We start from the raw sequence: 26,126 nt of genomic DNA on the forward strand, positions 1-26,126 counted from the left end.
AGGCACCCCCACCCCATCCCGCGCGCCGAACCCGGCTCACCCTCAGTAACCGCGCCGGTCAGCGTCCCCGAGCCTGCCGGTCTACCTTTCGCGCGGGCCGGTGCGGCGCCGACTTCCGCGCCGGGTCACTTCCGCGCACGCCAGTGCTGCGCAGGCCTCCGCACCGACCTCACTTGCGCCGCTCCGCGTCCCGCAGCCACTCCGCGAAGGCCACGGCCCCCCGGGCCTGCGGATCGTCCGAGGTGAGGCCGCCCGAGCGCAGGGCCCGGCCTAGCGGGCCCGGGAGGGGGACGGGAAGCAAAACGGCCCTGCGGGCGGTGGCGGACCGCCATTCCTCGGTCAGGGTTCGCAGGTCCGTCACCTGCGGGCCCGCCGCCTCCACACGGGCCCGGCGCGGTGCCGACTCGGCCACGTCCGCCACGGCACCGGCCGCCTCGACCGCGGCGATCGTCTGGAGGCGGACGTCCCTCGGGACCAGCAGCACACGGGCGCGGGCCATCGCGGTGAACATGCTCGCGATCAGCTCGTGGAACTGCGTGGCCCGCACGATCGTCCACGGCACCGGGCCCGCCGCCACCGCGTCCTCCTGCGCCGTCTTGATCTTGTAGTAGGGCATCGGCACCCGGTCGCACCCCACGATCGAGACGCACACGTGGTGGCCCACCCCCGCCGCCCGCTCCGCGGCGAGCAGCCGCCTCGTGCCGTCCACGAGGGTGGCGCGCATGGCGCGCGGGGAGGTGGAGTTCGCCGCGTCGACCACCACGTCGCAGCCCGCGAGCGCGGCCGCCAGACCCTCGCCCGTGGTCAGGTCGACCCGGTACTCGGCCGAACTCCGGCTCAGCACCCGCACGTTGTGACCGCGCGCCCGCAGTTCCGCCACGACATGGCGGCCCAGCGTGCCGGTGCCTCCGGCGACCGCGATGTCCAGCGTGTTCGTGCTCTTCGTGTTCATGGTGTCCATACCGGAGGGACGAGAGGGGCCCGCCGTCTGTGACAGTCAGGTGTGGAAGGATTCCGCGGCCTCGCTGTGGCCCTCCGGTTCCAGCTGGATCGTGGAGTGCGCCACGTCGAAGTGCTCTCCCACACAGCTCTGGAGCCGGGCGAGCAGCGCCCCGTACCCGCCGTCCAGGGCCGCCGCCGACACCACCACATGTGCGGTGAGCACAGGCATCCCGGAGGTCACGGTCCAGCCGTGCAGATCGTGTACGTCGACCACACCCGGCTCGTCCAGCATGTGTCGGCGCACCTGGGCCAGATCCACGTCCTGCGGTGCCGCCTCCATCAGCACGTGCAGGGCGTCGCGGAGCAGCCCGTACGTCCTCGGCACGATCAGCAGCCCGATGACGATCGAGGCGATCGGGTCCGCGGCCTGCCAGCCGGTGAGCAGGATGACCAGGCCGCCCACGATCACCGCGACCGAACCCAGCGCGTCACCTAGCACCTCCAGGTAGGCGCCGCGCAGGTTGAGGCTCTTGTCCTTGGCGTCCTTCAGCAGCCACAGGCCCACCAGGTTCGCGGCGAGCCCGCCCAGCGCGACCGCGAACATCAGCCCGCCCTTGACCTCGACGGGCTCGCTGAAGCGGCCGATCGCCGACCACAGCACCCAGACGAAGATCGCCGCGAGCAGCAGCGCGTTCAGGACCGCCGAGAAGATCTCCACCCGGTAGAAGCCGAAGGTGCGGCGCGGGGTCGGGGCGCGCTGGGCGAGCGTGATCGCGCCGAGCGCGAGGGACACCCCGATCGCGTCGGTGAGGCTGTGCGCGGCGTCGGCGAGCAGCGCGAGGCTGCCGGACAGCAGCGCGCCGACCACCTGGATGAGGGTGATCGACGCACTGATGCCGATGGTCCACAGGAGCCGCTTGCGGTACGTACCGCTGAGCGTGCCGGTTGCGGCGGAGGGCGCGCCGTGGTCGTGTCCCATACGCGCCTCCTCGTGCCGGGTGGGGCCCCCGCACACCTCAGAGGATCACGAGGCGTGGCCTCCCGCCACCGTGGGCACGGGCAGGCTGGGCACCCAGTCCGCCGGCAGGGGCAGCGCGGGGACGGCGGAGCCGGAGGGCGTGGGCAGCACCCCGGGCAGCGAGGGCACAGCAGCCACGGGAGCCCCAGCAGCCACGTCCGGCGTGGCCCCCCTCCCCACCGACGGAGCCCCCGCCCCCGGCAGCGCCGAAGCGATCGCCTCCGGCAGCCGCACCCGGTCCGCGGACGTCCCCACCCCCGTGGGCCGCATCCACCACGGTGCCGCCCCCGCCTCCGGCTCCGCATGGAGGCCGCCCCCGTGCGGCAGGGACCCCGGCAGGTCATCGGCCATGTAGCGGCGGGCCGAGCGGTGCCAGTTCAGGATGCCCGCGATCCAGTCCTGGAGTTCGGCCACATGGGCGTCGAGGACCGCCCGCCCCTCCTCGTCGAGCTCGAAGTCCTCGTACAGCACGGGGAGTTCGCTGTCCACCACGTGCTGGAACTGCCGCAGCCGCGACCGCATCAGGTCGTCCACGATGCGCAGCGCCGTCGGGTAGTCGCAGTTGAAGAAGTTCTGGATGACGAGGACGCCGTTGTGCAGCTCGCCCTCGTACTCGATCTCCTTCTGGTACGAGAACACGTCGTTGAGGAGGCAGCAGTAGTCCGCCGCCGAGTTCTCCAGGTCGCGGACCGGGCCGCTCTGGTAGATCCCGGGCGGCAGCCGGCCCGCGTGGCGCAGCCGGGACAGGCTCATCGTGAGGTCGGAGCCGAAGGTGTACCGGCGCATCTCGATGTAGTCGACGGGGTCGGGGATGCGGTGCTGGGACTGGTTGTGCAGCTCCCAGAGCCAGCTCTCCAGCATGACGTCGACCGACCGGCGGAAGTCCGCGCGGGCCTCGGGACTCATCGGCCCGGCCGTGCGCGCCCACAGGTCGGCGAGGCCGCGCTCCATGGGGGTCTCGGCTGCCAGGAGCCCGGCCTCCGGCTCGTCCACCGGCATGCACGCGGAGAACCGCTCGGTGCAGGCCCGCGCCCCGGCCAGATCGCGCGAACGCCCGTACACCAGTGGGTAGTAGTCGTCGCCGTACGTTCCCCAGGTCAGCCACTCGGCGCTGAGTTCCAGCTCCTCCAGGGTCGCGTCGGGGTCGATTCCGGCCGAGCAGAGCGCGAAGTCGTAGCCCGCGAGTTTCTCCGCGTCCCAGATGTCGCCGAGCAGCCCCGTCCGGTCCGCCCAGGCGATGGACAGCTCGCGGGCCTCGGCCGCGTGCGGGCTGACCGTGAGCGGGTACGGCACGTCGAAGTCGGGCAGCAGCGACTGCCCGACCTTCTGCATCGGTACGTGCGTGAAGCTGCGCTGCCGGGCCGCGGCCGGGCGGCCGAACAGGGTCGTGATGTAGAGCGCCGAGGTGCCGAGCACCCCGTCGAAGAGGGAGGGCCCGGCGGCGCCCTCGTTCATGTAGCGGCTGGAGCGCAGGTGCCACTCCTGGCCGCCGGACTGCCAGTCCTGGAGCCCCTTGACGTACGCCCCGACCGCCGCGCACTCGACCGGTGTGAGGCCCTTCTCCAGGCACAGCGCGGGGACTTCGGTCAGCGCGGTGTTCTCGAACTGCTGGAGCCGCGAGGTCAGCAGGTCGTTGACGGCCTCGGCGGCCTCCTGCGTCGTACAGCCGAGGAAGGTCTCAAGTACCAGGACGCCGTTGCTGAGTTCGCCCTCGTCCTCCACCTCGCGCTGGTAGGAGAACAGGTCGTTGCGCAGGTGCACGCCGTCGGCGAAGGCGTCCGTCAGGACGCGCAGCGGCCTCGACCGGGCGACGGCCGCGGGGAGTTCGGCGTTCGCCGCGTACTCGATGAGCCCGGCCGACCAGGGCGCCCCGCCCACCTTGCGGCGCATCTCGATGTACTCGACGGGGTTGGAGATCCGCCCCGCGTTGATGTTGGCGAGCTCCCACAGCGACTCGTTGAGCAGATTGCGGGTGCTGACGGCGAAGCGCTCGCGCCACTCGTTCGTCATCGACGGCACGGTCCGCGCCCACAGATCGGCGAGGCCCGCCTCGACGGGGTTGGCCGGCTCCGGGAATCCGTCGGCCAGGTCCATCGGCATGAAGGCGGGCAGCCGGTCGAGGTACTCCTTGCCGCCCTTGCGGTCCAGGGTCCGTTTGAACGTCTCCAGGAAGTGGTCGTCGAAGAAGAACACCCACACGTACCAGTCGGTCACCAGGGCCAGCTGCTCGGCGTCGCAGTCGGGGTGGGTGTACGAGCAGAGCAGCGCGTAGTCGTGCGCTTCGAGGTCCTTGAGCTCCCAGATCCCGGAGCCCTCCAGCATGCCCATCTCGGCCGCCCACTTCCGGGTGTGCACCCGGGCCGCTTCGAGATGCGGATTGAGCCGGGCCGGATACGGCATGTAGAAATCCGGCAGGACAAAAGGCTGGGTCACTGCGGTCGCCCCTCCTGGTACGCGCGTTGACGGTCGGCCCCGAACTACCCCGCCGCCCCGCGCCCATTCGGGCCCCGTACGCCTGTCATGCGAAAGCGTGAGTCCGCTCGGAAACACCCCTTGCGGATCGCGGCACGCAGTACCCGCCCGTCGGTGTCCGCATGCGGCCGGGCCGCCGCCCGCCGATCATCGAGGCATGGACACAACCCTTCGGCTCGCCCAGCAGCCCGAGGCCGACGAGCTGCTCGGCCGCAGCCCGCTGGCCGCCCTGGTCGGCATGCTGCTCGACCAGCAGGTCCCCATGGAGTGGGCGTTCTCCGGCCCGTACACGATCGCTCAGCGGATGCGGGTGGACGATCTCGACGCCGGGGCGATCGCCGCGTACGACCCGGAGGCCTTCGCCGAACTCCTCAAGGAGAAGCCGGCCGTGCACCGCTACCCGGGCTCGATGGCGAAGCGGATCCAGCAGCTGTGCCAGTTCCTCGTCGAGGAGTACGAGGGTGACGCGGCCGGGGTGTGGACGGGGGCGCGGACCGGCGCCGAGCTCCTGGCCCGGCTTGAGGCGCTGCCCGGCTTCGGCGAGCAGAAGGCGAAGATCTTCCTCGCGCTGCTCGGCAAGCAGCTCGGCGTCCGCCCCAAGGGCTGGCGCGAGGCCGCGGGCGCCTACGGCGAGGAGAACTGCTTCCGCTCGGTCGCCGACATCACCGGCCCCGAGTCCCTGACCAAGGTCAGAGCGTACAAGCAGGAGGCGAAGGCGGCGGCGAGAGCGGCCAAGGCGGCGAAGTGAGCGCTGCCGGGGGCGCGGGCGGGGCGGAGAGCGCCGCAGCGCGATCCCGCGCTCCGGTTTCGCCCGCGCGGGCGGCGCTGATGGGCTCGGGCGCGGCCACCGTCCGGCCGCTGTCAGGTCGCTGTCCGTCATGACACGCCCACTACGTCGGGTTTCTTGCATTTTGCGCGGGATTGCACTCGCGTTCCATGGCTGCGCCCGGAGCCGCTCGCCCGGTAGGCTTTCCGTGTGATCTTCAAGCGCATCGGAAGCGGACGGCCGTACCCCGACCACGGCCGGGAAAGCACCCGTCAGTGGGCGGACGTCGCGCCGCGCCCGGTCCGGCTCGATCAGCTCGTGACCACCAAGGGCCAGCTCGACCTGGAGACCCTGCTCGCCGAGGACTCCACGTTCTACGGCGACCTCTTCGCGCACGTCGTGAAGTGGCAGGGTGACCTCTACCTGGAGGACGGGCTGCACCGGGCGGTACGGGCGGCGCTCCAGCAGCGCCAGGTCCTGCACGCGCGCGTACTCGAAATGGACTGACTCCGACAGCCGGATGAGCCTTTCGGACCTTTTGAGGCGCATACGGGCGCACACGCGCGCCGGGCATTGATCATTTAGTAGGCATCGTCACATAACGGCATTACCCTGCCGCTATGAGCATGCTCACTCCCCCCGGCATGGGCGGAAAGTACCGCATCAAGGGCGACGCGTACCCGCGGATGCGGCGTCCCCGAAATCGCGGCCGGCTCGTCCTCGCGCTGGTCGGCGCGGTCCTGGCCCTCGGCGTGATCGGCTGGGGGACGATCCAGCTCATCGACGTGTTCGGCGGCCACAGTGGCGCGAAGGCGGCCACTGCCAAGGGGAACTGCAAGACGCCCCCCGCGTCCGCCGCGCCCCAGGCACAGGCGCAGGCGCTGCCGAAGCCCGCCCAGATCACCGTCAACGTCTACAACGCGACCCCGCGCGGCGGCCTCGCCAAGTCGGTGGCCGACGAGCTGAAGAAGCGCGGCTTCGCGATCGGCAAGGTCGGCAACGCGCCCGAGGAGTACGACAAGAAGGTCCCGGGCAACGGAATACTGCTCGGCAACCCGGCGGCCACCCGGGGCCCGCTCTCCGTGCTCGGTACGCAGCTCAAGGGCGCGCAGCAGAAGATCGACACGCGCGACACGCCGGACGTCGACCTCATCATCGGCACGACGTTCGGGGCCTTGAACACGCCGCAGGACGCGACCACGGCCCTGGCCGCCCTGGCCAAGCCCGCGCCCGCGCCCTCCGGGAAGTGCTGAGCGCTCCGCGGGAAGTGGTGTTCGTCGGCTGCGGGCCAGCCCTGGCTGGTCGCGCAGTTCCCCGCGCCCCTTCAGGGCGCGGTACCGCACCGGACTTCCACAAGATCGCCTAGCTCGCGGTCCCGTACATCCGGTCGCCCGCGTCGCCGAGGCCCGGCACGATGTAGCCGTGCTCGTTCAGGCGCTCGTCGACCGAGGCGGTCACCACGGTCACCGGAGTGCCCGCGAGTTCGCGCTCCATGACCTCGACGCCCTCGGGGGCCGCGAGCAGCACCACGGCGGTCACGTCGTCGGCGCCGCGCTTGATCAGCTCCCGGATCGCCGCGACGAGCGTGCCGCCGGTCGCCAGCATCGGGTCCAGGACGTACACCTGGCGGCCGGAGAGGTCCTCGGGCATCCGGGACGCGTACGTGGAGGCCTCCAGGGTCTCCTCGTTGCGGATCATGCCGAGGAAGCCCACCTCGGCGGTCGGCAGCAGCCGCACCATGCCGTCGAGCATGCCCAGGCCCGCCCGAAGGATCGGGACCACCAGCGGACGCGGGTGCGAGAGCTTCACGCCGGTGGTCGGCGTCACCGGGGTCTCGATGTCGACCTGCTCGGTGCGCACGTCCCGGGTGGCCTCGTAGGCGAGCAGGGTGACCAGCTCGTCGGCGAGCCGCCGGAAGGTCGGGGAGTCGGTGCGCTTGTCGCGCAGCGTGGTGAGCTTGTGCGCCACGAGAGGGTGGTCGACGACATGGATCCGCATGACGTCCACAGTAACCGGGGCGTAGGGGCACCGCGCCCCACCTGCTGATGGTTCGCGCTGGCGTCAAGCGGCCGAACGGGGGGAAGGTGGGAGGCACGAACCGACCCCGGGGCGGTGTGGGCCAATGCCGGACGAGCGCGACCGAGACCAGCAGCCGGAGAACGATGCCGACCGCCGTCGGCGGCGCGCCCAGTTCCTGCGCGAACTCCACGAGGCGAAGGCGCTGCGCGAGCGGGTCCAGCCGCGGCGCGCCCGCGCGGCCCGTATGCGGCAGGCCATGCGCATGCGAACCTTCCGCTGGTGACCCGCGATTCCGGTGCCCCCGAGCCCGTGATCGCGGCGACCGGAAAAACGCAACCGTGGAAGAACTCTCGCATCCGCGTGGTTTTCTGCCACGATTCCGAAGGAAGCCACAGCCGGGGGGACCCCCAACCGGCACGCCTATGACCAGTGGGAGAGTCACGGTGTACTTCGCCGCACTGCTCGCGCGCACCGAAGACGGGTGGGAAGCGAGCGACACAGAGCTCGACAATGTGGAGACGCTGGCCGATCTGGCCGACCTGGCCCGGGAAGCAGCGGCCGACGGGGCCGACGACACGGTGCTCGTCTTCATCGAGCAGGAGGATGCCTGGTTCGGCGTCGTCCGCGTCGACGGCGAGGAGGACCCGCGCGTCTTCGTCTCCAACGCCGCCGTTGCAGCCCGCTCCTCGTACGGGGCCATGCTCACCGACGAACTGCTCGGCCACGACCAGGACGACGAGGAGGACGAGCTGGAGGCCCTTGACCTCGACGGCACGGAGGACGGTTACGACGAGGACGCGGCGCAAGCGGTCGCGGACGACCCGGACGGCGACGAGGACCTCGCCGCCGTGCCGGCCGGGCCGCTCGGCGAGAGCGCGATCCTCGCCGACCTCGGGGTCGCCGAGCGGGAGCTCCTCGCGCTCGAGGGCGACGCCCTCGTGACGATCGCGGATGCGCTCGGCGCGGCCGAGGTCCTGGAGGCCGTCCGCTAGTGCCGCACCCGCACGACCCCGTACGAGAACGATGGACGGAGCCGATGCGCTCTGCCCTGGCCGGGGCCGCCGAGGCCGAGTCGGCCGGCGATGTGCCGGTCGGCGCGGTCGTACTGGCCGCGGACGGCTCGTTCCTCGCGTCCGGGCACAACGAGCGCGAGGAGACGGGCGATCCGACCGCGCACGCGGAGATCCTCGCGCTCCGCCGCGCGGCGGAGCGGACCGGCGAGTGGCGGCTGACCGGCTGCACGCTCGTCGTCACCCTGGAGCCGTGCGTGATGTGCGCGGGCGCCATCGTGCAGTCCCGGATCGACCGGCTCGTGTACGGCGCCCGCGACGAGAAGGCGGGCGCGGCCGGCTCGCTGTGGGACCTCGTACGCGACCGGAGGCTCAACCACCGCCCCGAGGTGATCGCGGGCGTCCTCGAAGCGGAGTGCTCGGCGCAGCTGACGGCGTTCTTCCGGCAGCGGTGACCGACGTCTCGCCGAACCGATTTCAAACCACGGCCCACCTTGGGCTAAGCTCTCTCTCGGTAGCGTGTCCGAGCGGCCGAAGGAGCTCGCCTCGAAAGCGAGTGTGGGGAAACTCACCGAGGGTTCAAATCCCTCCGCTACCGCTTTCAACACCCCGCTGACCTGAGGAAACTCAGGGCGGCGGGGTGTTTTGCGTGTGGGCGAGTCCACACGGGCGGGTGGGGAAATCTGCCAACTCGCCTGAGAAGGACCAGAGTTCGGGTGCACCTGGACGTCGGCTTCAGCCGGCTGCGCGGCGACGGCCCGCCTGTCCCGAACTGCTACCTGTCCGGGAGTCGGTCGCCGGCCCCGTCACTTCCACCGCCGTCGCGCTCGCCGCAGGGGCGGACGCGAACGTGGTGGGGCGGACCAGCGTCAGGGCGGTCAGGGCCGCTGCCGTGCCCGATGCGCAGGTCAGGATGAAGGCGGCGGGGTAGCCGGAGTGCTGGGCCAGTTGGCCGGCGGCCAGGGCCGCGATTCCCTGGCCGGCGATCAGGCCGCTGCCGAGCAGGGCCATCGCCTCGCCCATCCGCTCGCTCGGCGCGACCCGCTCGGCGAGGCCGAAGACCGCGATCAGGTGGGGGGCCACGGCGAGGCCGATGCCCGCGACGGCCGCGGCCGCGCCGAGGAAGCTGTCCACGGCGAGCAGCGGCACCAGCAGGATCAGCTGGCCCACGATGGCCAGCCTGAGGCGTACCGTCAGGTCCCGTTTCGCGGTCCTCATCGTGGTGGCGAGACCGGCGAGGGAGCTCGTCACCGCCATGGCGCCCCAGATGAACCCCGCCATTCCGGCATCGCCGAGGTGCTCGGCCAGCGCGCTGACACCCGCGTTGGCGCTGCCCCAGATCGTTCCCTGGAGCAGCGCCATCGCGAAGAGCACGCCCAGCGCCGGGGTCAGCACCCGCACCCCGGACGCGGCTTTCGCGCCCGTACCGCGTGGCGCGGTGGGGTGGACGGCGAACAGGGCGCCGAAGACCGCGATGAGCGCACCCGCCAGCACCATCGCCGCCACCGGATGGATCAGGAGGACAGCCAGGCCCGCGAGCGCCGGTCCCGCCATGAAGCCGATCTCGTCGATCGTGGTGTCGAACGACAGCACCCGGCCGGTCAGTTCCCGGTTCCGCTCCCGGGCGGCGGCCGGCTGATCCTGCGTGCCGCGCGCTTCGACAATGGCGATCCAGCGGGTGCGGGACAGCGGGCCGACCTGCGGCACGGTCAGTCCCACCACGGCCGCCAGGGCCGCTTCGGCCGGTACGGGCAGGTCGGCGAGGACCGCGCCGACGAGGGCCGCGATCGCCGCAGCGTTGGCGAGGGAGGCGCCCAGGATCACCGGGCGGTGCCCGTGCCGGTCGGCGAACCGGCCGAGGAACGGCCCGCCCACGGCCTGCCCCGCCCACAGCAGGCCGGCGACGATCCCGGCCCGGCCGATCCCGTTGAGCTCCGTGAGCATCAGGAGCGTGCCGATGGGACAGATCGCGGCCGGCAGCCTGGCCAGGAACGAGATGAGCGGCAGGGCGGGCCCCGCCATGAAGACGGCACGCAGACTCGTGGACGCGGACACGGCTCAACTCCCCCTTTGATTACGTCAATTGCGGTCGCCGACGCTAACCCTCCACCTCGGCACGGAGACGCCGGGGGCCGGGCCGTCTCACGCCCTGGACAACCTCGGACGAACCACCGACGGGCACCGCGCTAGGGAGGCGCAGCTTTGTGGTTTACGTACGAGGACGCGCAGAAGCCCCGGTCGGGGAAGTGACCGGGGCTTCGACGTGGGGACGGGGGAAGCGGCATCGGGGGGACAAGCCGCTTCCCCCGATGAGAACAGAACCTGCAAGCCCTGCGCCGCAGTCAGGGGAAGCGCGCGGCGCGGGCCCCGCAGTGAGGCCCTGTTCCTGGCCCTCCGCATTCCTGCCAGATCCGGAGGGCTCAGGAACCATCCTGCTCCCTCGTCACGTCCGTACCGTCGGGCGAAGGGCCCCGATCACCGGGTCCTTGGTCCATAAAGGCTGGGTGAGAACCGGCCACATGGCGGTTAGACTCGCCCGATCACACAGCGGACCGCCGGGGAGGGGCAAGGCAAGTGGACGTCAAGAAGGTCCTGCTCTACGTCGTCGTGGTCTTCGTGCTGTACACGATCATCACGTCGCCGGTGCAGGCCGCCGGGATGGTCCAGACTGGGTTCGAGGGCATATCGAGCGCGGCCAAGGGCGTCGGGAAGTTCATGACCAACCTGGTCCGCTGAGCCGCCCCGGCAGACTCAGCCGAGTCACCGCCGCCATAAGCCGTAGTCGCAAGCCGTAGGAGACGTTCATGATCCGCCACCTGGTCCTGTTCAAGCTCAATGAGGGCGTGGGGCGCGACGAGGCCCGGGTGGCCGCCGGTGTGAAGGCGTTCCAGGAGCTCGACGGGCTCGTTCCCGAGATCGAGTTCTGGGAGTGCGCCTGGAACATCACCGAGCGGCCGATCGCGTACGACTTCGCCATCAACGCCGCCGTGGCCGACGCGGACGCGCTGAAGCGGTACCTGGAGCACCCGGCCCACCAGGCGGCGGCCGCGCAGTGGCGCGAGTTCGCCACCTGGGTGATCGCCGACTACCCGTTCTGATCCGGTCCGCGGCCCGGTCCGCAGCCAAAGCCCCGCATCCGAGAGGTGCGGGGCTTTTTCGTTCCCCGGCGGGCCGCTGACCGGCCCATCTGCCCCAACTTGCCCTCAACACGTAGTTATACGGTGCTTGCACACAGTGGACATGTCTTGTGATGCTATGACCGCTTTTGACGGATGAGTTGACCGAAGCTAAAGGGGTGGCGTGACAGTGCCGGCCAGTACTACGCCTCAAGTCCCACCCCAGAACGAGCCCCAGGACGCCCCCGAAGTGCCCGCCCAGGACTCCCCGGAGGGCCCCAGAGGCCCCGTCAGAACCTCCACCCGGGGGGCGGACACCCGCGCCCTCACCCAGGTGCTGTTCGGTCGCCTCAAGGGGCTCGAACCGGGCACGCCGGAGCACGACCGGGTGCGCGGGGCGCTCATCGAGGCGAACCTGCCGCTGGTGCGGTACGCGGCCGCCAGGTTCCGCTCCCGCAACGAGCCCATGGAGGACGTCGTCCAGGTCGGCACGATCGGCCTGATCAACGCGATCGACCGCTTCGACCCGGACCGGGGCGTGCAGTTCCCCACCTTCGCGATGCCCACCGTCGTCGGCGAGATCAAGCGGTACTTCCGCGACAACGTACGCACCGTCCATGTCCCCCGGCGCCTGCACGAGCTCTGGGTGCAGGTGAACGGCGCCACCGAGGACCTGACGACCCTGCACGGCCGCTCCCCCACCACCGCCGAGATCGCCGACCGGCTCCGGATCGGCGAGGACGAGGTGCTCGCCTGCATCGAGGCGGGCCGCTCGTACCACGCGACCTCACTTGAAGCCGCCCAGGAGGGCGACGGGCTGCCCGGTCTGCTCGACCGGCTCGGCTACGAGGACCCCGCGCTCGCCGGGGTCGAACACCGGGACCTGGTCCGCCATCTGCTCGTACAACTGCCCGAACGGGAACAGCGGATCCTGATGCTCCGCTATTACAGCAATCTGACGCAGTCCCAGATCAGTCAGGAATTGGGAGTGTCGCAGATGCATGTGTCAAGGCTTCTGGCCAGGAGTTTCGCCCGGCTTCGATCCGCAAATCGAATCGAGGCGTAACCGGATCGAGTGGTCCGCGCTCCTGGCACGCCCCGGCGGAAAATTCTGCCCGGAAATACCCCGCACCCCCTGCTTCCTGCACGTACTCCGGCCCGACTTGTCGACAAGTCACTACAGCGTGTTGCCGACATGTGACATTCTGCTGGAACCGCGTTTGCCGCAGCCCCGCGTCCGGTATTCAGGTGGAGGCTGCTTCCTCCGAATGGTCGTGGCCCGACACGACCGTCCGCGACCTCAAGGGGGTGGCATGTCCGCAGAACAGGGCAGCTCGAAGGTGCTCACGCTCACCAAGAGCGCACCAGCGCCCATCGTGCGCCGACACGCCGCAAACACCGCAGCCATCGACACCCGCACGCTGTCCCGCTCCTTGTTCCTGCGGCTGGCCACCCTGGACACCGACAGCCCGGAGCGTACGTACGTACGCGACACGCTCATCGAGCTCAACCTGCCGCTCGTGCGGTACGCGGCCGCCAGGTTCCGCAGCCGCAACGAGCCCATGGAGGACATCGTCCAGGTCGGCACGATCGGCCTGATCAAGGCGATCGACCGCTTCGACTGCGAACGGGGCGTGGAATTCCCCACGTTCGCGATGCCCACGGTGGTCGGCGAGATCAAGCGGTTCTTCCGCGACACCTCGTGGTCGGTGCGGGTGCCGCGCCGCCTCCAGGAGCTGCGGCTCGCCCTCACCAAGGCCAGCGACGAGCTCGCCCAGAAGCTCGACCGCTCGCCGACGGTCCCCGAACTCGCGGCGGTTCTCGGGGTGTCCGAGGAGGACGTGGTCGACGGGCTCGCGGTCGGCAACGCGTACACCGCCTCCTCGCTCGACTCGCCGGCCACCGAGGACGACGGCGGCGAGGGCTCGCTCGCGGACCGGCTCGGCTACGAGGACACCGCGCTCGAAGGCGTCGAGTACCGCGAGTCCCTCAAGCCGCTGCTCGCCAAACTCCCGCCCAGGGAACGGCAGATCATCATGCTCCGGTTCTTCGCGAACATGACGCAGTCGCAGATCGGCGAGGAGGTCGGCATCTCCCAGATGCACGTCTCGCGCCTGCTGACCCGCACGCTGGCCCAGCTCCGCGAGGGCCTGATCTCCGACTGAGGATCCCGGGATCCGGGACCCCCGGCCTCCGACCGGGCATCCCCGACTTCCGGCCGGGATGCCCGAACGAGGCCGTCGCTCTGGTTAATTGACGCATCGTCAGACACACTGGCGCGATGCGACGACGTGCTGTGGTGATCGGCGTCTCGGCGGTGCTGGTGCTCGGCCTGGGCGGCACGCTCGCCGCCCGCGCGGGCGGCGGGGACGGGGCGGGCTATGTGGCGGTCGGCGCCGCGGGCACCGGCCCCTCGGCCCCGGACCGCGCGGTGCCGCCGCTCGGCGGGGTGGAGCTGGCGCCGCTGGACGGGGCGCCTTCGGGTACGCCTGACGCGCCCGGCCCATCCGGTACGCCGCCGGGCCCCGGCGGCAGCCCTGCTGGATCTCCCGGCCCCCGGGGCCGGACTTCCGCCACACCGGTCGCACCGGTCGCATCAGCTACGCAAGCCGCGCCGGGCGGCGCCAAATCCCCTGCGCTGCCAGGGGGTTCAGGGTCCACCGGCCCCGGCACCCCGGCGCCCACCCCCTCCGCTCCCGCGCCGCCCGCCGGGCCCGCGGTGCTGAGCCTCGGGACGCCGAGCCGTTCGGCGGGGGATCAGCGCTGGTGCGAGAACGTGACGGTCCAGTTCCGCAATACCGGGGGTACGGCGGTGAAGTCGGGCACCGTCACCTTCGCGACGCACATCATCGGGCTGCTGGGCGTGGACTGGGCGACGATCACGTCCAGCGGGCCGGTGCCGGTGCCGATCGCTGCGGGGGCGGTGCGCTCGCAGACGTACGGGGTGTGTGTGGATGCGTGGCGGGTGCCGCTGGGCATGCACGTGGAGACGCGCTCGGTGACGGCCGGCTGGGGGTAGGGGAAAGGATCAGCCCAGCGCCAGCCAGGCCACGCCCGCCAGGACGGCCAGGACTGCGATCACTCCGACGATCAGGCCGACGCGCGGGCCGGCCGGGGCCGCGGCCGGGGTCGCGGGCTGGCGGCTCTGCGGGCCGCCCTCGTCGACGAAGGCGCGGAACATCTGAGTCGAGCCCGCCGGGTCGTAGTTGCCCTCGGGACCCTGGGGCGCGTGGGGGTTGTGTGCCATGGGGCAGGACCCTAGCGAAGTTGGGGGTCGGGCCCAACCCCCGCCCCCGCGCGAAGACGCCCCGGAGCCCCCCGACCTGCAACTTGGGTTTCCATATGCGAAGCCTTTGCGCTTCCTTTGCCGCCAATCCCATCATTTAGTTTGCCTTCGGCAACCAACAATCTTATGGTTGCCCTAAGCAACAAGATGTCGGGAGGTGTCCATGGCCGCGCAGAGCCTCTACGAGGAGCTGGCTCGGCAGCTCAGCGCCATCGGTGCCGTCAAACGGGGACTCGCGCGGATCCTGCCGCCCGAGTGCCCGGGTGGTTCGGCCGCCGTGCTCACCCTCCTGGAGCGGTACGGCGAGATGCGCATCAGCCGGCTCGCCGAACTCCTCGCGGTGGACCTGTCGGTGACGAGCCGTCACGTCGCGCACGTCGCGGAACGGGGCTGGATCGAGCGGTCCGCCGACCCCGCGGACAAGCGCTCGCGCATCGTGCGGCTCACCCCCGCCGGCCAGTCCATGATCGACGATCTCGGGCTGCGCACCACGGAGATGTTCGCGTACACCCTCAAGGACTGGTCCGACGACGAGGTCGGGCAGCTCAACACGATGCTGGCCCGCCTGCGCGACTCCTTCGGGGACTGCCGGGGCCCCGTCCGGACCCCCGAGCCCCGGGCCCTCCGGACCCCGGCCGCCGAGGCCCGTACACCCGCATAGCAAACCCACCCGTACACCTGCCCAACAGACGCACAAGACAAGGAACTTCATGGCTACGACCACACCAGCCGGTGTGCGGGGCGGCCACGCCAAGCACGGCGGGCACGCGCCCGCCGGTGACGGCGCGCCGATGACTCACCGGCAGATCATGGAGGCGCTGTCCGGGCTGCTGCTCGGCATGTTCGTCGCCATCCTGTCCTCGACGATCGTCACCAACGCCCTGCCGCACATCATCAGCGACCTGGGCGGCGGCCAGTCCGCGTACACCTGGGTCGTCACGGCCTCGCTGCTCGCGATGACCGCGACCACCCCGCTGTGGGGCAAGCTCTCGGACCTCTTCAGCAAGAAGCTGCTGGTCCAGATAGCCCTGGTCATCTACGTCTCCGGCTCGATCGTGGCCGGTCTGTCCCAGAACTCCGGCATGCTGATCGCCTGCCGCGTGGTCCAGGGCGTAGGCGTCGGCGGTCTCTCCGCACTCGCCCAGATCGTCATGGCCGCCATGATCTCCCCGCGTGAGCGCGGCCGTTACAGCGGCTACCTGGGTGCCACGTTCGCGGTTGCGACGGTCGGCGGCCCGCTGCTCGGCGGTGTGATCACCGACACCTCCTGGCTCGGCTGGCGCTGGTGCTTCTACGTCGGTGTGCCGTTCGCGATCATCGCGCTGATCGTGCTGCAGAAGACCCTGAAGCTCCCCGTCGTGAAGCGGGACGTCAAGGTCGACTGGACCGGCGCCTTCCTGATCAGCGCGGCGGTCTCGCTGCTCCTGGTCTGGGTGACCTTCGCGGGCGACAAGTACGACTGGATCTCGTGGCAGACGTACGCCATGGTCGGCGGCTCGGTCCTGCTCGGCGCGCTGTTCGTGTTCGCCGAGTCGAAGGCCAGCGAGCCGATCATCCCGCTGCGCCTCTTCCGCAACCCCACCATCACCCTCGCCTCGATCGCCTCGCTCTTCGTGGGTGTCGCGATGTTCACCGGCACGGTGTTCTTCTCCCAGTACTTCCAGCTGGCCCGCGGCCGGACGCCGACGATGTCCGGCGTCATGACCATCCCGATGATCGGCGGCCTGTTCATCGCCTCGACCGTCTCCGGGCAGGTCATCACCAAGACCGGCAAGTGGAAGGCCTGGCTGGTCAGCGGCGGTGTGCTGGTGACGGCCGGCCTCGGTCTGCTCGGCACGATGCGCTACGACACCCCGTACTGGCACCTCGCCATCTACATGGCGCTGATGGGCCTCGGCGTCGGCATGATGATGCAGAACCTGGTCCTGTGCACCCAGAACCAGGTCTCCCCCGCCGACCTCGGCTCGGCCTCCTCCGTCGTCGTCTTCTTCCGCTCGCTCGGCGGTGCGGTCGGTGTCTCGGCGCTCGGCGCGGTCATGGCCCACCGGGTCACCCACTACGTCAAGGACGGCCTCACCGCGCTCGGCCCGCAGGGCGCCGCGATGGGCCACGGCTCCGGCGGCGGCTCCGGCGCCATCCCGGACCTGGCGACGCTGCCCGCCCCGATCCGTACCGTCATGGAGAGCGCGTACGGACACGGCGTCGGCGATGTGTTCCTGTACGCGGCGCCCTGCGCGCTGCTCGCCTTCTTCGTCACGCTGTTCATCAAGGAGGTCCCGCTGCGGAGTCGTGCGGTGGGTGCCACTGACGAGGCGCCCGCGGCGGCGGCCGCCCCGGTTCCCGCCCAGGCGACGGCAGTTGAGGCCACCTCCCCGATGACGCCGGTGGCCCCTGCGGCCCCCGTGACTCCTGTGATCGACGGCATCGCGGTGCACGGCACCGTGCGCGGCGCCGAGGGGGCGCCCGTCGCCTCCGCCGCCGTCACCCTCATCTCGCTCGGCGGCAGCCAGCTCGGCCGCGCGGTGGCGGGGCCCGACGGCCGGTATCTGCTCGATGCGCCGGGCGCCGGTTCGTACGTCCTGATCGCGGCCGCCGACGGCTTCCAGCCGCAGGCCTCGACGGTGGTCGTGGGCGCCGAGCCGCTCGGGTACGACATCCTCCTGTCCGGCACCAGCGGTCTCGCGGGTGCGGTGAAGGCGGCCGAGACCGGGGCGCCCATCGAGGGCGCGATGGTGATCGTGACCGATGTGCGCGGCGATGTGCTCGCCACCGGGAAGTCGGGCGCGGTGGGGGAGTTCACCTTCGGCGAGCTCGTTCCGGGCCAGGTCACGGTGGCGGTCAACGCGGACGGGTTCCGGCCGCTGGCGCTGCCGGTGGAGATCTCGGGCCACGGCGTGACCCGTATCGAGGCGGCGCTCCAGTCCGGCGCGCTGGTCCAGGGCACGGTACGGGGCGGCGCCGACCGGCGTCCGCTGACCGACGCCCGGGTCACCCTGGTCGACGCGGCGGGCAACGTGGTCGCCAATGCCACGACCGGCGACGACGGCGCGTACGCCTTCACCGACCTGAACTCCGGCGAGTACACGCTCATCGCGACCGGCTACCCGCCGGTGGCCGGCTCGCTGACCGTGGCCGGCCGCGGCGTCGACGGCCACGACATCGAACTCGCCCACCCGGGCGAGTAGTTGGGGGTCCCCGGTCGGTCAGGCCGGATAAGCGAGCGGGGCCTGGTGCGTGCATCTGCAAGGCGGAGGAGGGAGTCGACGCGATGGGGGTCCCCCCTGCTCGTCAAGAGCTTGGGGGAGTCGGCGACCGACGACAACGCCGCAGATGGGCGTGCCAGGCCCCGCGAGCCCGGCCTGGCCGTCCGGGGACCCCCCGGACCCCCGGGTGCGGACGCCGCTTCGAGCGGAGGCGGCACCGCACCCGGCGTGGAAATGGGCCCCGGGTACGGGGCGGCGGGCAGGGGACGGCCAGCCGTCCCGCCCCGGGGCCCGGCCTTTTGCACCTAAGAGGCTTCTGCACTTCAAGAGGAGAGAAAACGGGATGGGACTGCGGGCACAGGTACGGACGCGCGACGGCTGGGCGGTCTCGCACGCCGTGGTGACGATGACCGACATGACGGGTACGCAGGTGCTGCGGGCCCCGGCGGCCCAGGACGGCGCGGTGGCGGCGGACGTGGCCCTCGCGCCCGGCCCGTACACGGTGATCGTGACGGCCGTCGGCTACGCGCCCGCCGCCTCCACCGCGCTGGTCACGGCGAGCGGCCGGGCCGAGGTCGGCACGGTGGTGCTGGCCCGCCAGGGCGGGGTCGAGCTGCCGCCGCCGGGCCCCTGGACGATCGACCCGGCGCACTCGTCGGTCGGCGCGACCGCCCAGCACCTGGGCATCTCCAGCGTGCACGGCCGGTTCGGGCAGTTCGGCGGGCGGATCGAGATCGCCCAGGACCTGGAGAAGTCGCGGGTGGAGGCGGTCATCGGGGCGGCCTCCATCGACACCGGCAACGGCATGCGGGACGGTCACCTGAAGTCCCCGGACTTCCTGGACGTGGAGCGCTTCCCCGAGATCACCTACCGCAGTACGGGCCTGGTCCCGGCCGGGCCCGACCGCTGGACGGTGCGGGGCGAGCTGTCCCTGCACGGCGTGGTCCGCGAGGTCGACCTCGACCTCTCCTATCTCGGTACCGGCCCCGACCCGTGGGGCGGCCTGCGGGCGGCCTACCGGGCGACGGCGGAGCTGCGCCGCGAGGACTTCGCGATGAACTACAACCAGGTGGTCCAGGCGGGGATCTCGGCGATCGGCACGACGCTGAAGGTGGAGCTGGACATCCAGACCGTCCAGGGCGAGACCCTGCCGGTCGCCTGATCGCGTGAGTGGGGGGCGGTTTTCCGGACCGCCTCGTCCGAGCCGCCGTTGCCGGGGGCGCTGCCCCCGGACCCCCGCTCCTCAATCTCCCCCAAGGACTACGTCCAGGGAGGGACCCCCAAGGGGCTTGAATTGGCCTCGATCCCAGCGATCAGCAGCGACAGCGCGAAGTCGAAGTCCCGCTGCCGCATCTCCGCCACCGTGTCCCCGCCCCGCGCGGCCATCAGCTCCGCCGCGTCCGCGAACTGGGCGCGGTATTCGGGCTGTTCGTTCAGCGCGCCCATCGCCCGCGTGAAGTACTCGTCCTGGGTGACCCCCGCATCCGCGCACCGCTGTACGAACTGCCCCTCGATCGTGCCGAATCCGTACACGAACTGGAAGACCGCCGAGAGCCCGCCCGTCTGCCCGTGCGCCGGCAGCCCGGTGCGGGCGAGCACTCGCTGGGCCGCGTGCGAGAAGGCCATCGAGTGCGGGCCGATGTTGAGGTAGCGGCCGATCAGCGGCGAGGCCCAGGAGTGCCGGACGAAGACCGCGCGGTAGCCGACGGCGAGCGCGCGGAGCTGGTCGCGCCAGTCGGCGGACTCGTCCGTCGTGTCGGGCAGCGCGATCTCGGCGAACACCGCGTCCAGGGCGAGTTCGAGCAGGTCGTCCTTGGTGTCGACGTACCAGTACAGGGACATCGCGGTGACCCCGAGCTCGGCGGCGAGCCGGCGCATGGAGAACTTGGCGGAGCCTTCGGTGTCGAGCAGCCGTACGGACTCGGCGATGATCCGGTCCCGGTCGAGGGCGGGCTGGCCGTGCTCGGCGGAGGGTTCCGCGCGGCGCACCCGGGTGCCCGTCCTGCTGGCGATCCACACGCTGGTACGCCCCGCGTTCTTCTCGCGGTCCGCCGCCGAAACCATCGCGCCGCCTCCTCGGGTCTGGGAATCCGCCGACCCGCAGGGGTCATTTCCGGAATTAGTGGGTTCATTCCCCGACGATGCTAGGCGGTGCCCGGTGGGTCATGGCCGGGGCCGGCCCCGACCCACCGGCACCTGCTACGCCGCCGGAGCCGCCGGGGTGTTCCGCTCGGCGCGGTGCAGCAGGGCCGCCGCGAGCAGGCCGCCCGCGAGCACCGCGATCGCGCCGACCAACTGGCTGGTCTCCAGTCCTGAGGCGAACGCGTCGGCGACCCTCGCCCGCTCGGCGTCGCTGCCCGCGGCGGCGAGCGCGGCGGGCAGCGAGGCCGCGGCGACCGGGACCAGCGCCGCGAACCGCGAGCCCAGCACCGCGCCGAGCACCGCCACGCCGAGCCCGTTGCCGAACTCGCCGAGCGTGCCGTTGACGCCCGCGCCCACGCCCGCCTTCTCCGGCGGGATCGCGCTCATGATGGCGTTGGCCATGGCCGGCATGGAAAGGGCGATGCCCGAGCCCATCACGACCAGGCCGAGCAGGGTGCCGCCGTAGCTGTGCCCGCCGAGCAGCGCGATCGAGGCGAGCCCGGCCGCGGTCGCGGTCATGCCGATGGCGATGGCGCGCGGGGTGCCGGCCTTGGCCACCAGCTTGGCGCCGACCCCCGACATGTTGAGCACGATGACGCTCAGCGCGAGCGGTGCGGTGCGCAGCCCCGCCTCCAACGGGCCGTAGCCGAGCACGAATTGGAGGTGCTGGGTCAGCAGGAAGAGCGAGCCGCCCATGCCGAACGCGACCAGGATCGACCCGGCGACCGCCCCGATGAACTTCTGGTTGCGGAAGAAGTGCATGTCCAGCATCGGGTGCTCGATGGACAGCTCCCAGCGCACGAAGGCGGCGAGGAACCCGGCACCGACCGCGGCCGACGCGAGCACCTGGCCGGAGAGCCAGCCGTGCCCGGGACCGGAGATGATCGCGTACACGACACCCGTCATGCCGATCGTGGACAGCAGCGCCCCGAGCAGGTCGGGCCGGTCGCCCTGGGGGTTCTTCGACTCCGGTACGAGGACGAGGACGGCGACCAGGCCGAGCACCGCGACCGGGATGTTCACCAGGAAGATCGCGCCCCACCAGAAGTGGTCGAGCATGGCCCCGCCGATCAGCGGACCGGCGGCGAAGCCGACCGAGTTGACGGTGGCCCAGACGCCGATCGCCCTGACCCGGGACTCGTCGTCGAAGATCTGGACGACGACGGCGAGCGTGGTGGTCATCAGGAGCGCCCCGCCGATGCCCATGCCCGCGCGGGCGGCGATCAGCTGGCCGGAGTTCTGCGCGAGGCCGGCGGCCAGCGAGCCGATACCGAAGAGCGCGAGTCCCGCTGCGAGCATCTTCTTGCGTCCGTAGCGGTCGGACGCGCTGCCCGCGGTGAGCAGCAGCCCGGACTGGACCAGCGAGTACGCGTTGATCATCCACTGGATGTCGGCGGTGGACGCGCCGAGCGAGGTGGTGAGGGAAGGGATGGCGACGTTGAGGACGGTGTTGTCGAGCAGCACCGTGAGCTGGGCCAGGCAGATGACGCCGAGGATCAGCCAGCGCTGCGGATGGGCGGCGGGGGTCGTGCGGTGCTCGGTTGTCGTTGCCGTCATTCCGGCTCCCTGGCTCCTTATACGGTGTACGAGTGGTGTCGCCGTACACCGTATAAGGAGTTCTTCTACACCGTAAAGTCAATTTCCCTCGGTAGCGTTCCCGGCGCGGATCCGGGACGTGGGCAGGATGAGGAGAGTGCCATGGCACTGAGGCGAAGGATGCACGCGACTGTCGCTCAACTGACCTTGGGAGCAAGCCTGTTGGGGTTGCTCCTGGCGCCTGAGGCGCAGGCTTCAGCCGGCTCCGGGCGGGAGGTTCCGCTGCGGGTCGCGACGTACAACATCCATGCGGGCGCCGGACTGGACGACGTCTTCGACCTCGACCGGCAGGCCGCCGCGCTGCGCGCGCTGCACGCGGATGTGATCGGCCTGGAGGAGGTCGATGTGCACTGGGGCGCGCGCAGCCAGGGGCGCGATGTGGCCGCGGAGCTGGCGGCGCGGCTCGGCATGCATGTCTCGTTCGCGCCGATATACAGCCTGGATCCCCGGCAACGGGGCGGCCCCCGGCGGGAGTTCGGCGTCGCGGTACTGTCCCGGTACGAGATCCTGGCCGCCGAGAACCACGAGATCACCCGGCTCTCCACCCAGGTCCCCCACCCGGTGCCCGCACTCGCGCCCGGCTTCGGCGAGGTGGAGCTGAAGGTGCGCGGCGTACCGGTCCATGTGTACGTCACCCACCTCGACTACCGGGGCGACCCCTCGGTCCGGGTGGCGCAGGTCGCCGACACGCGGCGCATCATGGCGGCCGACCGGGGCGCCCGCGAGATCCTGCTCGGCGACTTCAACGCCGCACCGTCGGCGCCCGAACTCGCGCCGCTGTGGCGGGAGTTGACGGACGCTGATCCGCATGCGAACAGCTTCCCCGCGGATGTGCCGGTCCGGCGGATCGACTACGTGGCCGTGCAGAAGGGCGGGGTGCGGGTGCGCGACGCGGCGGTGGCCGAGACGCTCGCCTCGGACCACCGCCCCGTCGTCGCCGATCTGCTACTTCGCCGGTGAGGTCAGGTCGTAGAAGGTGGCGGTGCCGACCGTCACCTTCTTGAAGTCGGCCTCGATCCAGCTGCTGATCGAGCTGCTGGTCCCCTTACCGCCGCCGCCGAAGCCGCCGCCGAACCCGCCACCGCTCGCGATGAAGTAGTGGATCTTCCCTTCCGCCACGTACTTCTTGAACTGGGCGAGTGTCGGCGAGGGGTCGCTGCCGTTGAAGCCGCCGATCGCCATTACCGGCTGCTGGGTGGCGAGTTGATAGCTCGCGGCGTTCTGCGAGCCGACGGCGGCCGCGGCCCAGGTGTACTTTGCCGCGTCCTGCTTCAGCAGGGCCCCGGCCTGTGCGCTCACCTTGGCGCCGTCGAGCAGGCCGCCCATGCCGCCGCCTCGCTCACCGCCCGCACCCCCGGTCCGGCCGCCCGCCCAGCCGTTCTGGCCCTGGCCGGGTCCGCCGGGCGCCTGGCCCATGGGCCCGCCGGGCATGCCCTGACCCTGCCCCTGACCCTGACCCGGCTGCCCGGCGCCGTTCCGTCCCTGGGGCAGCCCCGCGGATTCCAGGCCGGCTCCGCGGCCGAACCGCATGCGGCCGCCGCCCCCGGGCCCGCCCATGCTCGCCCCGGCGGGCCCCGCCGTCACGATCGATCCGGTGTGCCCGGTGTTGAGCGTGCTGACCGTGTACGCGGCGGGCCCGGCCAGCGACGCCACGAGCCCGGCCCCGGCGACACCGAGCGCCACCCTGCGGTTCAGCCGCCCCGCGAGCGCGAGGCCGACCGCCGCGAGGAGCCCGCCGACGAGCACCGCCCAGCGCAGCCACGGCAGATAGTCCGGGGTGCGCCCCAGCAGCACGTACGACCAGACCGCCGTGACCGCCGCGGTCACCCCGAGCGCGATGGTCGCCCAGAGGCGCGACCGCTCCTCCCACAGCACCGTCACACCCATGCCGACGAGCGCCGCGATGTAGGGGGTGAGGGCCACCGTGTAGTACTGGTGGAAGATCCCGGCCATGAAGCTGAAGATCACGGCGGTCATCAGCATGGCCCCGCCCCAGGCGAGGAACGCGGCCCGTGCGGTGTCGGTGCGCTTGGCCCGCCACGTGACCACGAGCCCCGCGATCAGCAGGAGCAGGGCGGCCGGCAGCAGCCAGGAAATCTGGCTGCCCACCTCGGAGTTGAACATCCGGCCGATGCCGGTCGCTCCCCAGCCGCCACCGCCGCCGCCCATCCGCTTCATTCCGCCGGTGAGCTCCATGCCCTGGGGCAGGGCGCCGCCGCCGACGCTGCCCGTCTCGTCGCCGCTGATCCGGCCGAGTCCGTTGTAGCCGAAGGTCAGTTCAAGGAAGGAGTTGTGCTGCGAGCCGCCGATGTACGGGCGCGACGACTTGGGCCACAGCTCCACGGCGGCCACCCACCAGCCGCCCGAGGCGATCAACACCCCGGTGGACAGGGCGAGTTGGCCGAGGCGACGGCGTAGCGACGTGGGCGCGCACACCGCGTACAGGACCGCCAGCGGCGGCAGGATCAAGAAGGCCTGGAGGGTCTTCGTCAGGAACGCGAAGCCGATCGCGACCCCGGCCCACACCAGCCACTTCGTGCGGGCGTCCTCCAGGGCGCGCAGCACGCAGTACACGGTGACCGTCATCAGGAGCGCGAGCAGCGCGTCCGGGTTGTTGAAGCGGAACATCAGCGCGGCGACCGGCGTCAGGGCGAGCACCGCGCCCGCGATGAGCCCCGCGGCCGGGCTGAACCGCCGCCGGACCGCCGCGTACAGCACGGCGACCGTACCCACGCCCATCAGCACCTCGGGCAGCAGGATCTGCCAGGAACCAAGGCCGAAGAGGCGTACGGACAGGGCCATCGGCCACAGCGACGCCGGGGGCTTGTCGACGGTGATCGCGTTGGCGGCGTCGAGGGAGCCGAAGAAGAAGGCCTTCCAGCTCTGGCTGCCCGCCTGGACCGCCGCCGAGTAGAAGGAGTTCGCGTACCCGGAGGCGCTGAGGTTCCAGAGGTAGCCGGCGAAGGTGGCGGCGAGCAGCGCGAGGAGCGCGGGCCGCACCCAGGCCGGGTCGTCGGGCCGGCCGCGCCACAGGCGGCTCCGGGCGGTCCGGAGCCCGGTCGCCGCGACCCCCTCGCGCGGATCGGCCTGATAGGAGGTCGTGGTCATCGTGCGAGGCCCTTCGGGTCGGGGTCGTGCGGGGTGTCCATGTCGGTGCCGAAGTCGGTGTCGGCGTAAGCGTCGTTCGGGCCTGGGGCGCCGGTGACGTGCGGGGTCGCAGTGGCGTGGTTGTGCGGGGCTGCGGTATCAGCGTCCTGCGGGGTTCGGGTGGCGGGCTCGGGGCGGTCGGGGAAGACCCAGGCGCGGAACAGCAGGAAGCGCAGGACGGTGGCCGCGAGGTTCGCCGCGAGCAGCACGGCCACCTCGGTGGAGTGCGCGGCGCTGGAGTTGGCCGCGTCGAGCGCCGCGAGCGAGCCGCTGGTCAGCGCGAGTCCGATGGCGAAGACCGCCAGGCCCTGGGCCTGGTGGCGCACCGCCCGGTCCCGGCCGCGTACCCCGAAGGTGAGTCTCCGGTTGGCGGCGGTGTTCGCGACGGCCGACACCAACAGGGCGACGGCGTTGGCGAGTTGGGGCCCCATGGCGCCCCGCGCGAGGGCGTACAGGGCGAGGTAGAAGAGGGTGGAGAGCCCGCCGATCACGCAGAACCCGACGAGCTGGCGGGCGAGCCCGCCCGGCACCCCGGTGAGCTGCCGGTCCCTGGGGTCGTCGCCGAACGGCCGGGCGAGCCGGTCGAGCGGCAGCGCCCCTACGGCGAGCGCCCGCCCGATGCGCCACACGCCCTTCAGGTCGTCCATCGCCGTACTGACGAGGTGCACGGTGCTCGCCGGATCGTCCACCCAGTCCACCGGCACCTCGTGGATCCTGAGCCCCGCGCGCTCGGCGAGCACCAGCATCTCGGTGTCGAAGAACCACCCGGTGTCCTCGACCATCGGCAGCAGCCGCTCCGCGACCTCGCGCCGGATCGCCTTGAACCCGCACTGCGCGTCGGAGAACCGCGCCGCGAGCGAACCGCGCAGGATCAGGTTGTACGTACGCGAGATGAACTCCCGCTTGGCGCCGCGCACCACCCGCGAGGAACGGGCGAGCCGGGAGCCGATGGCGAGGTCCGAATGCCCGGAGATCAGCGGCGCGACCAGCGGCAGCAGCGCGTTGAGATCGGTGGAGAGGTCCACGTCCATGTACGCGAGCACCGGCGCGTCGGACGCCGACCAGACGGTACGCAGCGCACGCCCGCGCCCCTTCTCCTCAAGCCGGAACGCTCTGACTTCCGGTATTTCCCGCTCAAGGCGGGCCGAAATCAAGGGAGTCGAGTCCGTGCTCGCGTTGTCGGCGACCGTGATCCGGAAGCCGTACGGGAAGGTGCGCGCGAGGTGCTCGTGCAGCCGCCGCACACACCGCTCCAGATCCTGCTCCTCGTTGTAGACGGGGATCGTCACATCGAGTACGGGCGGGCCGGCCGGCTGGACGGGGAGGTGCCGGCGGGCGGGGAGCGCGACCGTATGCGGTGCGCCTGCGGCGCGCAGGACACTCGTGGCAGAAGGTTCGGTTCGCATGAC

The 26,126-nt window shown here is 71.4% G+C and carries 25 protein-coding genes and 1 tRNA gene; 16 read left to right on the plus strand and 10 right to left on the minus strand.

The features are described 5' to 3' along the window. Positions 1-169: 169 nt before the first annotated feature. Genes ACIBK6_RS04175 through ACIBK6_RS04185 form a run of 3 tightly spaced genes read right to left on the minus strand, consistent with a single transcriptional unit; the run spans position 170 to position 4,393 of the window. Complete coding sequence (locus ACIBK6_RS04175; RefSeq protein ID WP_399048615.1) at positions 170-952, minus strand: SDR family oxidoreductase; 783 nt, start codon at positions 950-952, stop codon at positions 170-172. Positions 953-997: 45 nt separating this feature from the next. Further along, entirely contained in the window at positions 998-1,921 is a 924-nt protein-coding gene (locus tag ACIBK6_RS04180; protein WP_399048616.1) for a cation diffusion facilitator family transporter, read from the minus strand. Positions 1,922-1,966: 45 nt separating this feature from the next. Next, positions 1,967-4,393: a germacradienol/geosmin synthase gene (locus ACIBK6_RS04185; RefSeq protein WP_399048617.1), complete on the minus strand. Its 2,427-nt coding sequence runs from the start codon at positions 4,391-4,393 to the stop codon at positions 1,967-1,969. Between the two features lie 196 nt (positions 4,394-4,589). Here ACIBK6_RS04185 and ACIBK6_RS04190 point away from each other — a divergent pair, with 196 nt between their 5' ends. The 3 genes from ACIBK6_RS04190 (at position 4,590) to ACIBK6_RS04200 (ending at position 6,451) form a co-directional block, all read left to right on the plus strand. After that, on the plus strand, positions 4,590-5,180 hold the full coding sequence (locus ACIBK6_RS04190; protein ID WP_399048618.1) for an HhH-GPD-type base excision DNA repair protein: 591 nt from the start codon (positions 4,590-4,592) through the stop codon (positions 5,178-5,180). Between the two features lie 228 nt (positions 5,181-5,408). Then, positions 5,409-5,705 carry a type II toxin-antitoxin system VapB family antitoxin gene (locus ACIBK6_RS04195; protein WP_053725882.1) on the plus strand — a complete coding sequence of 99 codons (297 nt, stop codon included), beginning with the start codon at positions 5,409-5,411 and terminating at the stop codon, positions 5,703-5,705. Between the two features lie 113 nt (positions 5,706-5,818). Beyond that, positions 5,819-6,451 (plus strand): LytR C-terminal domain-containing protein, encoded by a 633-nt coding sequence (locus ACIBK6_RS04200; protein WP_399048619.1) that lies wholly within the window; start codon positions 5,819-5,821, stop codon positions 6,449-6,451. A gap of 109 nt (positions 6,452-6,560) precedes the next feature. Here the strand turns inward: ACIBK6_RS04200 and upp are convergent, their stop codons facing one another. Further along, positions 6,561-7,196, minus strand: coding sequence for a uracil phosphoribosyltransferase (gene upp / locus ACIBK6_RS04205; protein ID WP_399048621.1), 636 nt, complete (start codon positions 7,194-7,196; stop codon positions 6,561-6,563). Positions 7,197-7,320: 124 nt separating this feature from the next. On the opposite strand from upp, the gene ACIBK6_RS04210 reads away from it, so the two are divergent. The 4 genes from ACIBK6_RS04210 (at position 7,321) to ACIBK6_RS04225 (ending at position 8,825) form a co-directional block, all read left to right on the plus strand. Then, positions 7,321-7,500: a hypothetical protein gene (locus ACIBK6_RS04210; protein ID WP_399048622.1), complete on the plus strand. Its 180-nt coding sequence runs from the start codon at positions 7,321-7,323 to the stop codon at positions 7,498-7,500. A gap of 139 nt (positions 7,501-7,639) precedes the next feature. Beyond that, a complete protein-coding gene (locus ACIBK6_RS04215) occupies positions 7,640-8,209 on the plus strand; it encodes a hypothetical protein (protein WP_399048623.1) in 570 nt (189 codons plus the stop codon). A 44-nt stretch (positions 8,210-8,253) separates the two neighbouring features. Further along, on the plus strand, positions 8,254-8,682 hold the full coding sequence (gene tadA / locus ACIBK6_RS04220; protein WP_399048625.1) for a tRNA adenosine(34) deaminase TadA: 429 nt from the start codon (positions 8,254-8,256) through the stop codon (positions 8,680-8,682). 58 nt (positions 8,683-8,740) lie between these two features. Next, positions 8,741-8,825, plus strand: a tRNA-Ser gene (locus ACIBK6_RS04225). A 137-nt stretch (positions 8,826-8,962) separates the two neighbouring features. Here ACIBK6_RS04225 and ACIBK6_RS04230 read toward each other — a convergent pair. Then, the gene (locus ACIBK6_RS04230; RefSeq protein ID WP_399048626.1) at positions 8,963-10,282 is read right to left on the minus strand and encodes an MFS transporter; all 1,320 of its coding nucleotides are present in this window, start codon (positions 10,280-10,282) and stop codon (positions 8,963-8,965) included. A gap of 519 nt (positions 10,283-10,801) precedes the next feature. Between ACIBK6_RS04230 and ACIBK6_RS04235 the strand changes: the two genes are divergently transcribed. The 5 genes from ACIBK6_RS04235 to ACIBK6_RS04255 all read left to right on the plus strand — a co-directional run bounded on the left by ACIBK6_RS04235 (position 10,802) and on the right by ACIBK6_RS04255 (position 14,362). Further along, positions 10,802-10,963, plus strand: coding sequence for a hypothetical protein (locus ACIBK6_RS04235; RefSeq protein WP_399048628.1), 162 nt, complete (start codon positions 10,802-10,804; stop codon positions 10,961-10,963). A gap of 68 nt (positions 10,964-11,031) precedes the next feature. Beyond that, on the plus strand, positions 11,032-11,325 hold the full coding sequence (locus tag ACIBK6_RS04240; RefSeq protein WP_399048629.1) for a Dabb family protein: 294 nt from the start codon (positions 11,032-11,034) through the stop codon (positions 11,323-11,325). 208 nt (positions 11,326-11,533) lie between these two features. Beyond that, positions 11,534-12,409 (plus strand): RNA polymerase sigma factor SigF, encoded by an 876-nt coding sequence (locus ACIBK6_RS04245; RefSeq protein WP_399048631.1) that lies wholly within the window; start codon positions 11,534-11,536, stop codon positions 12,407-12,409. Positions 12,410-12,656: 247 nt separating this feature from the next. Continuing rightward, on the plus strand, positions 12,657-13,508 hold the full coding sequence (locus ACIBK6_RS04250) for an RNA polymerase sigma factor SigF (protein WP_399048633.1): 852 nt from the start codon (positions 12,657-12,659) through the stop codon (positions 13,506-13,508). 116 nt (positions 13,509-13,624) lie between these two features. Continuing rightward, the gene (locus ACIBK6_RS04255) at positions 13,625-14,362 is read left to right on the plus strand and encodes a hypothetical protein (RefSeq protein WP_399048634.1); all 738 of its coding nucleotides are present in this window, start codon (positions 13,625-13,627) and stop codon (positions 14,360-14,362) included. Between the two features lie 9 nt (positions 14,363-14,371). Here the strand turns inward: ACIBK6_RS04255 and ACIBK6_RS04260 are convergent, their stop codons facing one another. After that, positions 14,372-14,590: a hypothetical protein gene (locus ACIBK6_RS04260; RefSeq protein WP_399048636.1), complete on the minus strand. Its 219-nt coding sequence runs from the start codon at positions 14,588-14,590 to the stop codon at positions 14,372-14,374. A 202-nt stretch (positions 14,591-14,792) separates the two neighbouring features. On the opposite strand from ACIBK6_RS04260, the gene ACIBK6_RS04265 reads away from it, so the two are divergent. From ACIBK6_RS04265 to ACIBK6_RS04275, 3 genes are all read left to right on the plus strand, one after another. Next, the gene (locus tag ACIBK6_RS04265; protein ID WP_399048638.1) at positions 14,793-15,290 is read left to right on the plus strand and encodes a MarR family winged helix-turn-helix transcriptional regulator; all 498 of its coding nucleotides are present in this window, start codon (positions 14,793-14,795) and stop codon (positions 15,288-15,290) included. Positions 15,291-15,339: 49 nt separating this feature from the next. Then, the gene (locus tag ACIBK6_RS04270; RefSeq protein WP_399048640.1) at positions 15,340-17,814 is read left to right on the plus strand and encodes an MFS transporter; all 2,475 of its coding nucleotides are present in this window, start codon (positions 15,340-15,342) and stop codon (positions 17,812-17,814) included. Between the two features lie 361 nt (positions 17,815-18,175). Continuing rightward, a complete protein-coding gene (locus tag ACIBK6_RS04275) occupies positions 18,176-18,994 on the plus strand; it encodes a YceI family protein (RefSeq protein ID WP_399048642.1) in 819 nt (272 codons plus the stop codon). A gap of 98 nt (positions 18,995-19,092) precedes the next feature. On the opposite strand, the gene ACIBK6_RS04280 is transcribed toward ACIBK6_RS04275, so the two are convergent. After that, positions 19,093-19,896, minus strand: a complete 804-nt coding sequence (locus tag ACIBK6_RS04280; protein WP_399048644.1) for a TetR/AcrR family transcriptional regulator — start codon at positions 19,894-19,896, stop codon at positions 19,093-19,095. Between the two features lie 135 nt (positions 19,897-20,031). Then, positions 20,032-21,531: an MFS transporter gene (locus tag ACIBK6_RS04285; protein WP_399048646.1), complete on the minus strand. Its 1,500-nt coding sequence runs from the start codon at positions 21,529-21,531 to the stop codon at positions 20,032-20,034. 141 nt (positions 21,532-21,672) lie between these two features. Between ACIBK6_RS04285 and ACIBK6_RS04290 the strand changes: the two genes are divergently transcribed. Next, the gene (locus ACIBK6_RS04290) at positions 21,673-22,530 is read left to right on the plus strand and encodes an endonuclease/exonuclease/phosphatase family protein (RefSeq protein WP_399048648.1); all 858 of its coding nucleotides are present in this window, start codon (positions 21,673-21,675) and stop codon (positions 22,528-22,530) included. On the opposite strand, the gene ACIBK6_RS04295 is transcribed toward ACIBK6_RS04290, so the two are convergent. Both ACIBK6_RS04295 and ACIBK6_RS04300 read right to left on the minus strand, forming a co-directional pair. Then, entirely contained in the window at positions 22,516-24,678 is a 2,163-nt protein-coding gene (locus ACIBK6_RS04295; protein ID WP_399048650.1) for an ArnT family glycosyltransferase, read from the minus strand. The two genes, ACIBK6_RS04290 and ACIBK6_RS04295, sit on opposite strands and share 15 nt — an antisense overlap. After that, positions 24,675-26,123 (minus strand): glycosyltransferase, encoded by a 1,449-nt coding sequence (locus ACIBK6_RS04300; RefSeq protein ID WP_399048653.1) that lies wholly within the window; start codon positions 26,121-26,123, stop codon positions 24,675-24,677. Before ACIBK6_RS04300 ends, ACIBK6_RS04295 begins: the two co-directional genes overlap by 4 nt. Positions 26,124-26,126: the final 3 nt, after the last annotated feature.

The organism is Streptomyces sp. NPDC050485, from assembly GCF_044458185.1.
In the GTDB taxonomy this organism is placed as follows: domain Bacteria; phylum Actinomycetota; class Actinomycetes; order Streptomycetales; family Streptomycetaceae; genus Streptomyces.

What these genes read in the sequence shown, in the direction of transcription:
- ACIBK6_RS04265 (WP_399048638.1), top strand. Translation starts at nt 14,793, where the DNA reads ATGGCCGCGCAGAGCCTCTACGAGGAGCTGGCTCGGCAGCTCAGCGCC.
- upp (WP_399048621.1), bottom strand. Translation starts at nt 7,196, where the DNA reads ATGCGGATCCATGTCGTCGACCACCCTCTCGTGGCGCACAAGCTCACC.
- ACIBK6_RS04280 (WP_399048644.1), bottom strand. Translation starts at nt 19,896, where the DNA reads ATGGTTTCGGCGGCGGACCGCGAGAAGAACGCGGGGCGTACCAGCGTG.
- ACIBK6_RS04255 (WP_399048634.1), top strand. Translation starts at nt 13,625, where the DNA reads ATGCGACGACGTGCTGTGGTGATCGGCGTCTCGGCGGTGCTGGTGCTC.
- ACIBK6_RS04240 (WP_399048629.1), top strand. Translation starts at nt 11,032, where the DNA reads ATGATCCGCCACCTGGTCCTGTTCAAGCTCAATGAGGGCGTGGGGCGC.
- ACIBK6_RS04200 (WP_399048619.1), top strand. Translation starts at nt 5,819, where the DNA reads ATGAGCATGCTCACTCCCCCCGGCATGGGCGGAAAGTACCGCATCAAG.
- ACIBK6_RS04250 (WP_399048633.1), top strand. Translation starts at nt 12,657, where the DNA reads ATGTCCGCAGAACAGGGCAGCTCGAAGGTGCTCACGCTCACCAAGAGC.
- tadA (WP_399048625.1), top strand. Translation starts at nt 8,254, where the DNA reads ATGCGCTCTGCCCTGGCCGGGGCCGCCGAGGCCGAGTCGGCCGGCGAT.
- ACIBK6_RS04300 (WP_399048653.1), bottom strand. Translation starts at nt 26,123, where the DNA reads ATGCGAACCGAACCTTCTGCCACGAGTGTCCTGCGCGCCGCAGGCGCA.
- ACIBK6_RS04215 (WP_399048623.1), top strand. Translation starts at nt 7,640, where the DNA reads ATGACCAGTGGGAGAGTCACGGTGTACTTCGCCGCACTGCTCGCGCGC.
- ACIBK6_RS04290 (WP_399048648.1), top strand. Translation starts at nt 21,673, where the DNA reads ATGGCACTGAGGCGAAGGATGCACGCGACTGTCGCTCAACTGACCTTG.
- ACIBK6_RS04295 (WP_399048650.1), bottom strand. Translation starts at nt 24,678, where the DNA reads ATGACCACGACCTCCTATCAGGCCGATCCGCGCGAGGGGGTCGCGGCG.
- ACIBK6_RS04175 (WP_399048615.1), bottom strand. Translation starts at nt 952, where the DNA reads ATGAACACGAAGAGCACGAACACGCTGGACATCGCGGTCGCCGGAGGC.
- ACIBK6_RS04180 (WP_399048616.1), bottom strand. Translation starts at nt 1,921, where the DNA reads ATGGGACACGACCACGGCGCGCCCTCCGCCGCAACCGGCACGCTCAGC.
- ACIBK6_RS04285 (WP_399048646.1), bottom strand. Translation starts at nt 21,531, where the DNA reads ATGACGGCAACGACAACCGAGCACCGCACGACCCCCGCCGCCCATCCG.
- ACIBK6_RS04260 (WP_399048636.1), bottom strand. Translation starts at nt 14,590, where the DNA reads ATGGCACACAACCCCCACGCGCCCCAGGGTCCCGAGGGCAACTACGAC.
- ACIBK6_RS04270 (WP_399048640.1), top strand. Translation starts at nt 15,340, where the DNA reads ATGGCTACGACCACACCAGCCGGTGTGCGGGGCGGCCACGCCAAGCAC.
- ACIBK6_RS04210 (WP_399048622.1), top strand. Translation starts at nt 7,321, where the DNA reads ATGCCGGACGAGCGCGACCGAGACCAGCAGCCGGAGAACGATGCCGAC.
- ACIBK6_RS04190 (WP_399048618.1), top strand. Translation starts at nt 4,590, where the DNA reads ATGGACACAACCCTTCGGCTCGCCCAGCAGCCCGAGGCCGACGAGCTG.
- ACIBK6_RS04275 (WP_399048642.1), top strand. Translation starts at nt 18,176, where the DNA reads ATGGGACTGCGGGCACAGGTACGGACGCGCGACGGCTGGGCGGTCTCG.